11 protein-coding genes and 1 tRNA gene are annotated in these 13,312 nt (G+C 69.7%); 2 read left to right on the top strand and 10 right to left on the bottom strand.

Going from position 1 to position 13,312, the window contains the following annotated elements:
* Positions 1–62: 62 nt before the first annotated feature.
* From GON06_RS00470 to serS, 6 genes are all read right to left on the bottom strand, one after another.
* Positions 63–1,334 (bottom strand): LCP family protein, encoded by a 1,272-nt coding sequence (locus tag GON06_RS00470; protein WP_332837021.1) that lies wholly within the window; start codon positions 1,332–1,334, stop codon positions 63–65.
* A 53-nt stretch (positions 1,335–1,387) separates the two neighbouring features.
* Positions 1,388–2,635, bottom strand: a complete 1,248-nt coding sequence (locus tag GON06_RS00465) for an LCP family protein (protein WP_157310239.1) — start codon at positions 2,633–2,635, stop codon at positions 1,388–1,390.
* A gap of 22 nt (positions 2,636–2,657) precedes the next feature.
* Positions 2,658–2,742: transfer RNA gene (locus GON06_RS00460), tRNA-Ser, on the bottom strand.
* A 99-nt stretch (positions 2,743–2,841) separates the two neighbouring features.
* Positions 2,842–4,518, bottom strand: a complete 1,677-nt coding sequence (locus tag GON06_RS00455; RefSeq protein WP_157310236.1) for an MFS transporter — start codon at positions 4,516–4,518, stop codon at positions 2,842–2,844.
* A 121-nt stretch (positions 4,519–4,639) separates the two neighbouring features.
* Positions 4,640–5,470 (bottom strand): HAD family hydrolase, encoded by an 831-nt coding sequence (locus GON06_RS00450; RefSeq protein WP_157310233.1) that lies wholly within the window; start codon positions 5,468–5,470, stop codon positions 4,640–4,642.
* Complete coding sequence (gene serS / locus GON06_RS00445; RefSeq protein WP_157310230.1) at positions 5,467–6,738, bottom strand: serine--tRNA ligase; 1,272 nt, start codon at positions 6,736–6,738, stop codon at positions 5,467–5,469. The genes GON06_RS00450 and serS overlap by 4 nt, the downstream gene beginning before the upstream one ends.
* Before the next feature lie 147 nt (positions 6,739–6,885).
* Here serS and GON06_RS00440 point away from each other — a divergent pair, with 147 nt between their 5' ends.
* Positions 6,886–7,884, top strand: coding sequence for a diacylglycerol/lipid kinase family protein (locus GON06_RS00440; protein WP_157310227.1), 999 nt, complete (start codon positions 6,886–6,888; stop codon positions 7,882–7,884).
* Between the two features lies 1 nt (position 7,885).
* Here the strand turns inward: GON06_RS00440 and GON06_RS00435 are convergent, their stop codons facing one another.
* The 3 genes from GON06_RS00435 to GON06_RS18465 form a co-directional block, all read right to left on the bottom strand.
* Positions 7,886–8,608: a hypothetical protein gene (locus GON06_RS00435; protein ID WP_157310224.1), complete on the bottom strand. Its 723-nt coding sequence runs from the start codon at positions 8,606–8,608 to the stop codon at positions 7,886–7,888.
* A gap of 48 nt (positions 8,609–8,656) precedes the next feature.
* Positions 8,657–10,117 carry a cardiolipin synthase gene (gene cls / locus GON06_RS00430; RefSeq protein WP_332837022.1) on the bottom strand — a complete coding sequence of 487 codons (1,461 nt, stop codon included), beginning with the start codon at positions 10,115–10,117 and terminating at the stop codon, positions 8,657–8,659.
* Between the two features lie 111 nt (positions 10,118–10,228).
* Positions 10,229–10,405 (bottom strand): hypothetical protein, encoded by a 177-nt coding sequence (locus GON06_RS18465; protein ID WP_232527992.1) that lies wholly within the window; start codon positions 10,403–10,405, stop codon positions 10,229–10,231.
* Positions 10,406–10,521: 116 nt separating this feature from the next.
* Between GON06_RS18465 and GON06_RS00425 the strand changes: the two genes are divergently transcribed.
* Positions 10,522–11,658: a DUF4192 family protein gene (locus GON06_RS00425; protein WP_157310221.1), complete on the top strand. Its 1,137-nt coding sequence runs from the start codon at positions 10,522–10,524 to the stop codon at positions 11,656–11,658.
* Between the two features lie 28 nt (positions 11,659–11,686).
* Here GON06_RS00425 and lysS read toward each other — a convergent pair whose 3' ends face one another.
* The gene (lysS, locus tag GON06_RS00420; protein ID WP_157310218.1) at positions 11,687–13,213 is read right to left on the bottom strand and encodes a lysine--tRNA ligase; all 1,527 of its coding nucleotides are present in this window, start codon (positions 13,211–13,213) and stop codon (positions 11,687–11,689) included.
* Positions 13,214–13,312: the final 99 nt, after the last annotated feature.

Here is a 13,312-nt window from a genome sequence, read left to right as displayed (position 1 = left end):
CCCACATCGTCCCGGAGGTCTTCGCTCACCTCAGACGTTCACAACGTGTCGGGGAAGAACATCTAGCGCCCGTTGCCGTTCGAGCAGGTCCGGGTCTCGGCGTTCTGCCCCTTGACGTTCGGCGGCAACGCGACGGCGCCGTCGGTCGCGCCCGGGGTGGGCGTCGGCGGGGTCGGCGCAGTGGTCTGCCCCGGGGCGTCCACCACTCCCTCCTGGGTGCCGCGCTTGTGCGTGACCTCGAGCGGCCGGTTCTCGGCGATCGCCGTCCACATCTCCTCGGCGGAGGCCTCGTCCGGCACGACCTTGCTCGAGTTGCTCGGATCGTCGAAGACCGGGTACTGCAGGAACACGTAGTCCGCGGGCGGCACGTCCTTGATCGCCAGGCCGATCTGAGCGATCCGCATCGGGTCGAGCTTGTCGCTGAGCTCGGAGCGCTTCACCCCGATGCTGGCCAGACGCAGCACGGTGCCGACGTTGCCGAGCACCTCGGCGCTGGTCAGCTTGCGCACCAGACTCGACATGTACTGCTGCTGGTTTCCGATCCGGCTGAGGTCACTGCCGCCCACCAGTCCGTGCCGGGTGCGCAGGAAGTTCAACGCCTCCAGGCCCTGCAGCTCACGCGTGCCGGCGGGCAGGTGGAGGCCGGTGAGGGGATCGTCGATGGGCGACGCGAGGCACACCTCGACGCCGCCGATCGCGTCGGTCACCTCGATCACGCCGCCGAAGGTGACGGAAGCCGCGAACGTGACCTGCTCGCCGCTGAGCTCGGAGACCGTCTTGGCGACGCAGTTCAGGCCGCCGCGTCCGTACGCCTCGTTCATCGCCGCGCGGCTGGTCTCGCGGTGCACGGTGCCGTTGTCGTCGGTGCACTCGGGCTGCCCGACCATCATGTCGCGCGGGAAGCTGACCACGGTCACGCGCCGCGGGTCGTTCGACACGTGCACCAGCAGGTTCACGTCGTTGAGCTTTCCGGACTGCTTCTTGTCGTCGCACCGATTGCCGAACAGGTCCGCGATGTCCTTCTCACACTTGTCGATGCCGACGAGCAGCACGTTGAAGCCACCCTCGTACGCCCCGATGTCCGGGGGCAGCTCGGCGGTGTCGTCGAGCGTCACGGTGTTCTCCGCCGCTGTGCTCGCCAGCTGCGTGGCGACGAACGCCACGACGCCCACGGTGCTCACGAGCACGACGGCGAGGGCGATGCCGAGCAGCGACATCAGCTGGCCGAACGCCCTCGGCGTGCGCTGCGGTCCATGCCGCAGGATCGGTCGCCGTCGCCTCAGTCCCACCGGGTGCACCCCCTGCCGGCCCTCGCGGGGTCGGAGGGTACTCACACCCTAGCCGCGTGGTCACCGGAAACCGGCAGATCCACGCGGAACGGAGAAGGTCAGCGCCGGACGTTGCCGTTCGAGCAGGTCTGCTGCGCGGCCGAGTTGCCCTTGACCGTCGACGGCAGCTGAGCGACCTCGTCGGGCGCCGGCGTCGCGCCGGGCTCCGTCGTGGCCGGCGGCGTGGTCGCCTCCGGAGCGTCCTCGACGACGACGCCGTCGTTCTTGGTGTTCTTGTGCGTGATCTCGAGCTGCTTGTTCGCCGAGATCGCCGCCCACATCTCCTCGGCCGAGTCGTCGTCCGGCACGACCTTGTTCGGGTTGTCCGGGTCGGTGGCGGTCGGGTACTGCACGAACACGATGTCGCTCAAGGGCACGTCCTTCATCGCGAGACCGATCTGCACGAGCTTCATCGGGTCGGCGAGCGACTTGCTCGGTGTGAGGTTGCTCACCGTCGTGGAGGCCAGCTTCAGCATCACCGGGATGTTGCCCAGCGTCTCGCTGCTCATCATCTTGCGCGCGAGGCTCGACATGTACTGCTGCTGATTGCCGATGCGGCCGAGGTCGGAGCCGTCGCCGACGCCGTGCCTGGTGCGGAGGAACTGCAGGGCCTCCAGGCCTACGACGGTGTGGGTGCCGGCCTCCATGTCGAGGCCGGTGTACTTGTCCTTGATCGGACTCGCGAGGCAGACGTCGACACCGCCGATGGCGTTCGTGATCTCGATCACGCCGCCGAAGGTCACGGATGCGGCGAACTGGATGTCCTCACCGGTGAGTTCACTGATCGTCTTGGCGACGCAGCTCAGACCGCCGTACTCCCAGGCGGAGTTCAGCGGCTGCTTGCTCATCGCCGAGCTGACCCGCCCGTTCTCGGCCTCGCAGGACGGGATCGGGACCATCATGTCGCGGGGAAAGCTGACCGCGGTGACGCGCCGGGGCTCGGCCGAGACGTGCACGAGCAGGTTCACGTCGTTGAGCGTGCCCTCGCTGTCCTTGCCCGTGCAGCGCTTGCCGAACAGTTCGGCGTACTTCGGCTCGCAGGTGTCGACACCGGTGAGCAGCAGGTTGAAGCCGCCCTCGTAGGCGCCGATGTCCGGCGGCACGGCCTTCTGGCCTTCGAGCTCGACGGCGTTCGCCTGCACCGTGCTGGTCAGGCCGAGGCCGATGTAGCCGACGACGGCCATGCCGCTCACCAGGACGACAGCGGCGAAGATGCCGACGATCTTCAGCAGCTGGCCGACGAACGAAGGACTCGACTGCTGACCATGGCGGGCGAGGGGGCGCCGCGACGTACTCGACTCGCTCAATCGGTGCCTTTCGGATCTGCTGCGGAGGGTGCGGGATTCGAACCCGCGGAACATCTCTGCTCACTGGTTTTCAAGACCAGCTCCATCGGCCGCTCGGACAACCCTCCCGATCCCGGCCGGGGCCGGACGATCAGGCGTCGAGTCTATCCGGTTTCCGCGGATCGCCGGATGCGCCGAGGATCATTCTCCCGCGCCCTCCTGGGGAACTACTGGGCGGCGGCCGTGCGCGAGATCCGTGCGCCGGCCCGACCGAGCATCGACGGGGAGGGCGCCGCGGCCTCGAGCGCCGCGGCGAAGTCGGCACCGGGGATGCGCAGCATCCGGCACTCCGTCCTCGTGACGACCGTCGCGGAGCGCACCGCCCTCTCGAGCAGCCCCAGCTCGCCCACGTAGCCCGGCGCCTCGACATCCGGCACCTCGGCTGCTTGACCGTCCGCCCGGACCGCGGTCACCGCGAGCACGCCGTCTTCGAGCACCCAGAGCGCGTCGGACGGGTCGCCCTGCGCGATGATCGTCGTGCCGGCAGGGACGGTGCGCTCCTGGGCGCTCTCGGCCAGGTGCTCGATCAGGCTGCGCGGCGCACCCGCGAACAGGTCGAGCTGATCGAGGGTGCGCGTGATCGGCGCCAGCCGATCCGCCCTCTGGGCGACGTCGGCGTCGAGACGGCGCAGCACCGGCAGCCCGAGCAGGCCCAGCAGCGGGAAGCCGAGGCCGATGGCACCGAACGCCACGGCCAGCCCGAACACGCCGTACAGCGTGCTGGCGAGCACCGAGGCGAGCACCGCGCTGGCCAGGATCAGCACATCGAGCGTGCCGAGCACCCGACCGAGCACGTCGCGCGGCAGATCCCGCTGCAGCGTCGTGAACGCCAGCACGTCGACGATCACCATGCCGATTCCGGAGATGAGCTGCAGCGCCGAGCCGGCGAGCACGGAGCCCGCGAAGACGCTCAGCCACAGCGGCACGCACTGCAAGAAGATCGCCCCGATGATCAGTGCCGCCAGTCGCCGGGAGGCGGCCAGCCTCTGCGCCAGCCCCGCGGCGACGACGCCGCCCAGCGCGTTGGCCGCCAGGAGCAGCGTGTACCCGACCTCATCGCCGTGCAGGTGCTCGGCGAGTGCCGGCAGCAGCACGTTCGCCGAGTTCGCGGCGGCCGAGTCCAGGATCAGGAACACCGTCAGCACGAGAGCCTTCTGGTGCTGTCCGAGAGTTCGCACCCCCGAGACCCACTGCCGGAACGAGCCTTCACCGGCCTCGGCGCTCCCGTGCGAGCGCACCCGCAGCACGGAGTAGATGAGCGCGGCGACCACGAAGCTCGCAGCGTTGACCAGAACTCCCCACACCGGCTCTCCGGCGAGCAGCAGCAGCCCGCCGACGCCGGGACCGATCACCACGATCACGCTCTCCAGCAGCGCGAAGAGCGCGTTCGCCGCGACCAGGTCGCGTTCCGGCACGACCTCGGGGATGAGCGCGCCGGAGGCCGGGCGCACCGGGGTGCACACCGCGGTGAGGACGGCGGCCCCGACCAGCAGAAGCCACAGCGGCGCCTGCAGCCACACGATCACGGCGATGCCGATCGTCACGACGGAGGCGATCCAGGCGCTGACCATCAGCAGCGCCCGGCGGTCGTAGCGGTCGGCGAGAACCCCGGCGTAACCGCCGCACAGCACCCCGACCACCCAGCGCACGGTCACAAGGGCGGTGACCCACCCGGCGGACTGCGTGCGTGTGAAGACGTACGCGATGAGCACGACGTTGTACGACCACGACGCCCCGCCGTCCACGATGAACGCGAGCGCGAGAAGGCGCAGATCGCGGTGCTTCAGCGCGGCTGTGAAGCGGGGTTTCGCCTCACTCGTCGTGCTCTGGTCCCCAGCATCCATCCGTCGCCCCCATCGCGACTCCGGCACCCCACATGCCGGCAGACGATGTCCGTCCGAGCGAGGCGGACAGCCGAATCATAGACCCGGGCGAACGCCGGCGGTAGAGCGGATGCGGGTGGGGTCAGCGCGCGGCGATGAGCAGCGAATCCAGAGCGAGGGCCAGGCCGCCCTCCTCCACCGTGACGGTGACCTCGCCGGCGGCTGCCTTCACGACATCCGGGGCCTGTCCCATCGCCACCGCGCGGCCGCCGCCGCTCAGCGACCAACCGAACATGCCGAGATCGTTGCGCCCGTCGCCGGCCACCAGCACCCGTTCGGATGCATGGCCGAGCTGCTCGCGCACGCGCGCCAGCGCAGTGCCCTTGTCAACGCCCTGCGGGGCGATGTCCAGCCATGCGGTCCAGCCGATCGCGTACGAGACCTCGTTCAGACCGACCTCGGCGACCAAGTCGTGGAAGTAGTCCTCGTCCTGGCCGGGGGCGACGACGACCACGCGCGAGACAGGCTCGGCGGACAGCTCCGCGAACGCCACCTGTCGGGCGCCGTCGAGCGTCCAGTCGTCGAGCTGCTCGGTGAACAGGCGCTGACCCGACCCGAGTTCGACCATGTACCGGGCGTCCGGCAGCCGCTCGCCGAGCAGCCCGAGCACCTGCGTGGGGTCGAAGGTCTCGACGTGCCAGCGCTCCCAGTCGTCGCCGGCGCGACGCATCGTGACGGCGCCGTTCGAGCAGACCACGAACTCCGGCTCGAGTCCGAGCGACTCGAGATGCGGGCGGGTGCCGCCCCAGCTGCGTCCGGTCGCGAGGGTCACGAAGTGCCCGGCGTCGCGCAGCCGGCCGATGGCCGCGGGCACGCCCGGGCTCATCGTCTCGTCCTCGAGGATGATCGTGCCGTCGACGTCGAGTGCGACCAGCCAGGTGTCGGCCCCGGAACCGGTAAGAGGGATCGTCATGCCTGCACCGGCTCGAGCACCTCGAGGCCGCCCAGATAGGGACGCAGCGCCTCGGGCACGCGCACCGATCCATCCGCCTGCTGGTGCGTCTCGAGCAGGGCGACGATCCAGCGCGTGGTCGCCAGTGTGCCGTTCAGCGTGGCGACCGGCTGGGTCTTGCCGCCCTCCTCCGTGCGGTGCCGCACGTCGAGGCGGCGCGCCTGATACGTCGTGCAGTTCGAGGTCGAGGTGAGCTCGCGGAACGCGTCCTGCGTGGGGACCCATGCCTCGATGTCGTACTTGCGCGCGGCGCTCGAGCCGAGGTCGCCCGCAGCGACGTCGATCACACGGTACGAGAGGCCCAGTGCCGTCAGCATCTCCTCCTGCAGCGCCACCAGGCGCAGGTGCTCCGCCTCGGCGTCCGCGGCGTCGGTGTACACGAACATCTCGAGCTTGTTGAACTGGTGCACGCGGATGATGCCGCGGGTGTCCTTGCCGTAGGAGCCGGCCTCGCTGCGGTAGCAGGTGGACCAGCCGGCGTACCTCAGGGCGCCCTTCGACAGGTCGACGATCTCGTCCTTGTGGTAGCCCGCGAGCGGCACCTCGCTGGTGCCGACGAGGTACAGGTCCTGCGCCTCGAGGCGGTACACCTCGTCGGCGTGCTCGCCGAGGAAGCCGGTGCCCTGCATGATCTCGGGGCGGACCATGGTCGGAACGATCATCGGCGTGAAGCCGTTCTGCAGCGCCTTGTCCAGCGCCATGTTCATCAGCGCGATCTCGAGGCGCGCGCCGATCCCCTTGAGGAAGTAGAACCGCGCGCCGGACACCTTCGCGCCGCGCTCCATGTCGATCGCGTCGAGCAGCTCGCCGATCTCGAGGTGGTCGCGCGGAGTGAAGTCGAACGTCGGGATGTCGCCGACGCGGCGCAGCTCGACGAAGTCCTCCTCGCCGCCGGCGGGCACGCCGTCGATGATGACGTTCTCGATGCGGTCGAGCGCTGCGGATGCGGCATCCGCGGCCTCGTTGGCCGCCTGCTGCGCCTGCTTCACGCGCTCGGCGAGCTCCTTGGCCTGCGCGACCAGCGCGGCCTTCTCGTCCTTGGGCGCCTTCGCGACCTGCTTGCCGAACGCGTTCTGCTCTGCGCGCAGCTCCTCGAACGACGTGATCGCGGCCCGGCGCGATCGGTCGGCCTCGATCGCGGCGTCGACGGTTTCGGGCGCGTTCCCGCGCGCGATCTGAGAGCGTCGGACGGTCTCCGGTTCGTCACGGAGCAGAGCGAGGTCGATCATCCAGCAAGTCTACCGGCGGGCGGACGCGCTCCTCCCGGGCCTCCCTCCCCCGAGGAATGTCGCAATTCGCCGCATCCGGCGCGGGGATGCGGCGAACAGGGACACGCCTCGCGATGAGCGCTGGGCGCATTGCCTTAGAGTGACGTCATGAGCACGCAGGACGGGAAGAAGCAGCACGCCGCGCTCGTGTTCAACCCGATCAAGGTCGACGAGAAGCGGCTGCGCACAGCCCTGAAGACCGCGTCGAAGAGGCACGGCTGGGCGGCGCCGAAGTTCTATGAGACGACGGTCGAGGATGCCGGGCAGGATGCCACTCGCGCGGCGATCGACGACGGCGCCGCAGCTGTGCTGGTCGCCGGAGGCGACGGCACCGTGCGCGCGGTCTCGGAGGCGATCGCCGGCACCGAGGTTCCGCTCTCGATCGTGCCCAGCGGCACTGGCAACCTGTTCGCCCGCAATCTGGACCTGCCGCTCGGCGACCCCGAGAAGATGATCGACGCCGTCTTCGCCGGCATGACCTTCCCGGTCGACATCGGCTGGGCGCACCTGACCCGTGAGGACGAGTCGACCTCGGAGCACGCGTTCGTGGTGCTGGCCGGAATGGGCCTGGATGCGGCGATGATCGCGAACACCAACTCGAACCTGAAGAAGCAGGTCGGCTGGGTCGCGTACGTCGACGGCGCCGCGCGCTCCCTGCCCGGGGCGAAGCCCTTCCGCACGGTCTACCAGATCGACGATCGCCGGCTGCACTCGGTCAAGGTGCAGAGCATGCTGTTCGCCAACTGCGGTGCGCTGCCGGCGGGCATCGCCCTGGTGCCGGACGCGTCGATCGACGACGGCACGCTGGATGTCGCCGTCATCCAGCCGACGGGGCCGTTCGGCTGGCTCGGGGTGTGGCGGCGGATCTGGTGGGACAACTCTGTGCTGCGGCGCACCCGCGCCGGACGCCGGGTCCTCGAGCGGCGCGGACGCGACACCTCGATCCGCTACCTCCGCGGCACTTCCGCGGAGGCGGCCATGTCCGAGCCCACATCGATCGAACTCGACGGCGACGAGTTCGGCGAGGCCGTGCGCATCCGCTGCCGCATCGACCAGGGCGGCCTGCTCCTCGTGCTCCCGGAGGGGCACGACACCAGCAGGTTCTGACTCAGTCCATCACCTCGACGGTGCCGGTGAGGTTGCCTCCGGCCAGCGTCAGCGTGAACGGTGCGTCGTCGTCCGCGGGCTCCTGCACCCCGAGCACGGTCACGCGCGGCGCCATGTCCATCGTGCACACGCGATCGTCGTCCGCGAAGGTCACGGTGGCGCCGCCGTCGGTCTCCTCGACGCCGGAGACCACGGGCGGACACGTCGAGGATCCCCAGGTCAGGAGCACGATCCCCTGATCGTCGAACCAGCCGGCGGAGGGCTGCATGTCGGTAGAGCCGGAGGGGGCGGACGCCAGCGCGTCGAGGTCGGCGTCGGCGGTGAAGTCGCCGTTCACGACCGTCACGTCGATGTCCTTCGTGACGTCGACCCCCTCGGGGATGACGGCGAGCGACGCCCGGGGCGCGAGATCGGCGGTGCACGCCTTCTCGTCGGGGTCGACGAGGGTGACGGTGATCTCCTGACCGGAGGCCGAGATCGAATCCGTCTGCGGCACGCAGGTGGACGACCCCCAGGTGACGACGGCGAACGAGCGCCCGCCGTCGAGCCATGCGGCCTCGGCGTCGTCGGTCTCCTGACCAGCCCCCGAGCCCGTGGTGCTCGTCGGCGCCGGGGCGGAGGAGCCCGGCGCTGAAGGCGACTGCGCGCACCCGGACAGTCCGGCCGCGAGCAGGGCCGCTGCGGCGAGCGCGGCGGCGGACAAGAGGATGCGCGTACGGTTCATGCCTTCACGGTACCTGCGTCCCGGCATCCGGACATACCGATTCGATCACTACTGCAGAGCCGAGGTGAGCCGTGCGAGGTTGTCGAGCACGGTGGAGCGCAGCGGCTGCTGCTCCCACTCCTCGAGCGTGAGCTCGCGGCTCAGCCTGCGGTATTCGTCCTCGACCGCGCGCACCTCGGAGACGAACTCCTCACCGCGCACCAGCATGGAGATCTCCATGTTCAGACCGAACGAGCGCATGTCCATGTTGCTCGATCCGATCACGGCGACATCCTCGTCGATCGTCAGCGTCTTGGTGTGCAGGATGAACGGCTTGCGGTACATCCAGATGCGCACGCCCGCTTTCAGCAGCACCTCGTAGTAGCTGCGCTGCGCGTGGTAGACCATCGCCTGGTCGCCCTCCTCCGAGACGAACAGCTCCACCTGCACGCCACGGTCGCACGCGGTGGACACCGCCAGCAGCAGCGCCTCATCCGGCACGAAGTAGGGGCTCACCATCATGATCTTGCGCTTCGCCCCGTACAGCAGGCCGAGGAACAGCTGCAGGTTGTTCTCCGCCTCGTAGCCGGGCCCCGAGGGCACGATCTGGCAGTCCAGGTCGCCGGTGCCGGTCTCGACGCGGGTGATGTCGATCCCCTCCGGCACCCGGTCGGTCTCGGCGTAGTAGTCGCTGAGGAAGACGGCGTTCACGCTCGCGACGATCGGGCCGTCGACCCTGACCATGAGGTCGACCCAGTGCAGACCGCGCTTGATGTTCTTGCGCAGGTTGTACGACGAGTCGGTGACGTTCTGCGATCCGAGGAAGGCGACGTCCCCGTCGATGACGAGCAGCTTGCGGTGGTTGCGCAGGTCGGGGCGCTGCCAACGCCCCTGGAGCGGCTGCACGGGCAGCATCTCGTGCCAGTCGGCGCCCATCGCGTCCAGCCGCCTGCGGGTCTGCTTGTACTTCGGCTTGCCGCGGTTGGCCCAGAAGTCCACCAGCACCCGCACCGGGATGCCGCGCGCCGCGACCTCCTCCAGGGCGCGGAAGAAGTTGTCGGTCGCGGCATCCGCCTGGAGTATGTAGAACTCGACGTGCACGTACTCGGTGGCCTGACGGATCGCGTCGGCCATCGCGTCGAGCGACTCCTGGTACTCGGAGATGAGGTGGGCGCCGTTGTCGCCGGCGAGCGGCATGGCGCCGAGGCGCTGATTCATCGTGACCAGCGGCGGGAACCACTCCGGCGCGTTGGGCCGCAGAGTGCCGAAGCGCAGATTGCTCGAGGTCTCGGCGATGTACGCGTTGATCTGGGCCTGCTTGCGGCGGCGTGCGCGCGGCAGTCGCGGATTGCCGATCAGCAGGAAGAGGATGATGCCGATCTCGGGCAGGAAGAAGATCGCCAGCAGCCAGGCCATCGCCGAGGTCGGGCGGCGGTTGCGCGGGATCACGATGATCGCGGTGATGCGGATCCCGAGATCGATCACGGCGATGACGGCGACGATCCACCACGGCCAGTTGCTGGTGTTGATCACTCCCCCGCCTCCGTCAGCTGCCGACGACACTCGGATCAGCGTAACGGCTGGCACCGACAAACCGCGTCATTCCGCGGATGTACGCGTGCGAGGTCAGGACGCGCGAGGTCAAGACGCGCGCGGCGGCAGGCCGCGGCGCGCGCGCTCCTCGGCCTCGATCTCGGAGTGCACCTTGCGCTCGGTGCGGTCGAAGCGCAGGATGCCGCGCAGCACGAAGTAGAACACGGCGCAGACGGCGATGGTCGGAAGGATCGACCAGATCACTGCACTCCAATAGCTGTCCACCCCTCCATCGTACGCGTGTTCCACCGGTACTCCCCACCGGGGTATCCGTCCCGAGCTCTGCACAGGCAGGCTTTTCCCGCGGAGACAGGGTGCGCGACTCCGAGCACGCTCGGGGGATGGACACGATCATCAAGGCATCGGATGCCGCAGAACTGCTCAGCCTCGTCCCCGCTCTCGCGGGCTTCACCCCGGTGCGCAGCCTGGTGGTGCTGCCGTTCCACGGCACGCGCGCGCCCGGTGTGCTGCGGATGGACCTGCCGCCGGGCGACGACACCCCCTGCGACTACGTCGACGACGTGCTCGAACTGCTCGCACAGGTGCGCGGCTGCGACGCGATCGCCGTGGTCGTGTACTCCGACGAGGCCGCCACCCACACGCGCGACGGTCTCGTGCTGCCGCACTCGCTGCTGATCGATCACCTGCTCGGCAGCGCGCACGAGGAGGGCTTCCACATCGTCGAGGGACTCTGCGTGCTGCCGTCGGGCTGGAGCGACTACCTCGAACCGGAGCCGGTGCTGCATCCGCTCGACGGGATCCCGTCGGCGCCGGAGCTGCCCGGTGTCGATGTCGTCACCGACCAGCACACCGGCACCGAGCTGCCGCCGGCCGACCTCGCGGCACGGCAGCGGGTCGGCATGGCGCTGCGCGATCTGGACGCCGTCCTGGAACGTGTGCGCTGCGGGGGCTCGCAGCTCGGCTCCGACGAGAATCCGCAGGCGATCGGTGCGGCCGTCATGCTGGACGACATCCCCTCCTTCGCCGAGATGCTGCTGGAGGGCGAGGAAGACCCGCCGCCGTTCGCCTGCGCCGCGCTGCTGTGGTGTCTGCATCGTCCGGCGCTGCGCGACGCCGTGCTCGTGCAGTGGGCCAGTGACCACGCGACCGGGATGCGTGCCTTCGATGCGCAGCTGGGGCACGCGCGGAACGGTGACCGGACGCCGAGCGAGATCGGGGACGTCTTCCTCGGCCGCGCCGGCGATCCCGACCCCGCACGGCTGCGCCGGGCACTGGAGGTCGTGCGGTACTCCGTCGCCTGCGCACCCCGCGATCTGAAGCCCGGCGCCCTGGCATCCGCCGCCTGGCTGTCGTGGGCGCTGGGCAGGTCGACGCACGCCGACGCCTACCTGCGGATGTCGCAGCGGATCGAACCCGGGCACGGTCTGACCGCCCTGCTGCTGCGGGTGCTCGAGAGCGCGCTGCTGCCGATGTGGCTGATGGAACGCGGTGAGCGCCTCGCCCGGCGGGCCGGGTGAGCGGTGGTCGCCGCTCGACCGGCTGCCGTTACTTGACCAGCGGGAAGAGGATCGTCTCGCGGATGCCCAGGCCGGTGACGGCCATCAGCAGGCGATCGATGCCCATTCCCATTCCGCCCGTCGGCGGCATGCCGTGCTCGAGCGCGCGCAGGAACTCCTCGTCGACGCGCATCGCCTCGAGGTCGCCGCCGGCGGCGAGCTTGGCCTGCTCGATGAAGCGCTCGCGCTGGATGACGGGGTCGACCAGCTCGGAGTAACCCGTTGCCAGCTCGAAGCCGCGCACGTACAGGTCCCACTTCTCGACGACGCCCTCGATGGAGCGGTGGTCACGCACCAGCGGAGAGGTGTCGACGGGGAAGTCCATCACGAAGGTGGGTCGCTCCAGGCCCGGCTTGACGAAGTGCTCCCAGAGCTCTTCGATCAGCTTGCCGTGCGTGGCGTGCGGGGGCACCTCGACGTCGTGCGCCTCGGCGAACGCGACCAGGTCGGCCAGGGAGTCCTGCGGGGTGAACTCACGACCGGCAGCCTCGGAGAGCGAGCCGTACATCGAGATGCGGTCCCACTGACCGCCCAGGTCGTACTCGGTGCCGTCGGCCCAGGTCACCGTGGTGGAGCCCGAGACCGCGATCGCCGCATTCTGCACGAGCTCCTGGGTGAGGTCGGCGATGCCGTTGTAGTCGCTGTACGCCTGGTAGGCCTCGAGCATCGCGAACTCGGGGCTGTGCGTGGAGTCGGCGCCCTCGTTGCGGAAGTTGCGGTTGATCTCGTACACCCGGTCGATACCGCCGACGACGGCGCGCTTCAGGTACAGCTCGGGCGCGATGCGCAGGTACAGCTCGGTGTCGAACGCGTTCGAGTGCGTGATGAACGGACGGGCGGATGCCCCGCCGTGCTGCACCTGCAGCATCGGCGTCTCCACCTCGAGGAAGCCGTGGCCGGTGAAGGTCGCGCGCAGGCTGGCGTTCACGGCGGCACGGGCACGCACGGTGGTGCGGGCCTGGTCGCGCACGATCAGGTCGAGGAAGCGGCTGCGCACGCGGCCCTCCTCGCTGAGCTCGCCGTACACGTTCGGCAGCGGCAGGATCGCCTTGGACGCGATCGTCCAGTCGTCGGCCATGATCGACAGCTCGCCGCGGCGGCTGGAGATCACCTCGCCGTGCACGAACACGTGGTCGCCGAGGTCGACGAGCTCCTTCCACGCGGCGAGGGACTCCTCGCCGACGTTGGCCAGCGAGACCATCGCCTGGATGCGGCTGCCGTCGCCGGCCTGCAGCGTGGCGAAGCAGAGCTTGCCGGTGTTGCGGCTGAACACGATGCGGCCGGCCACGCCGACGACGACGCCGGTCTCGGCGCCCGCCTCGAGGTCACCGTACTCGGCGCGCAGCTGCGGGATGGTGTGGGTCACCGGCACGGAGACCGGGAACGCCCCGCCCGCGGCATCCGTGCGCTCGGCGATCAGCTTCTCGCGCTTCGCGAGGCGCACCTCGCGCTGCTCGAAGGTGTCATCCGCCTCGGCGGTGTCGTCTGTGGGCGCGGCGGCGGTCGCGTCGGTCATGTGCGGGCTCCTCGAAAGTCGCCCTCCAGTCTACCGGGGCGCCCCTGTGCGTCCCGCGAGGCGTGGAACGGAGTGATGCGGCAGCCCTCACGCCGCGCG

Origin of the sequence: Microbacterium sp. MAH-37, assembly GCF_009758255.1 — a bacterium.
Taxonomy (GTDB): Bacteria; Actinomycetota; Actinomycetes; order Actinomycetales; family Microbacteriaceae; genus Microbacterium.
The sequence above is the reverse complement of the archived record's forward strand: the minus strand, read 5'-3'. Positions and strand labels throughout refer to the sequence as shown.

Coding starts and splice junctions, on each gene's coding strand:
- GON06_RS00455 (WP_157310236.1), bottom strand. CDS start 4,518: ATGGATGCTGGGGACCAGAGCACGACGAGTGAGGCGAAACCCCGCTTC.
- GON06_RS00450 (WP_157310233.1), bottom strand. CDS start 5,470: ATGACGATCCCTCTTACCGGTTCCGGGGCCGACACCTGGCTGGTCGCA.
- serS (WP_157310230.1), bottom strand. CDS start 6,738: ATGATCGACCTCGCTCTGCTCCGTGACGAACCGGAGACCGTCCGACGC.
- GON06_RS00440 (WP_157310227.1), top strand. CDS start 6,886: ATGAGCACGCAGGACGGGAAGAAGCAGCACGCCGCGCTCGTGTTCAAC.
- GON06_RS00435 (WP_157310224.1), bottom strand. CDS start 8,608: ATGAACCGTACGCGCATCCTCTTGTCCGCCGCCGCGCTCGCCGCAGCG.
- GON06_RS00425 (WP_157310221.1), top strand. CDS start 10,522: ATGGACACGATCATCAAGGCATCGGATGCCGCAGAACTGCTCAGCCTC.
- lysS (WP_157310218.1), bottom strand. CDS start 13,213: ATGACCGACGCGACCGCCGCCGCGCCCACAGACGACACCGCCGAGGCG.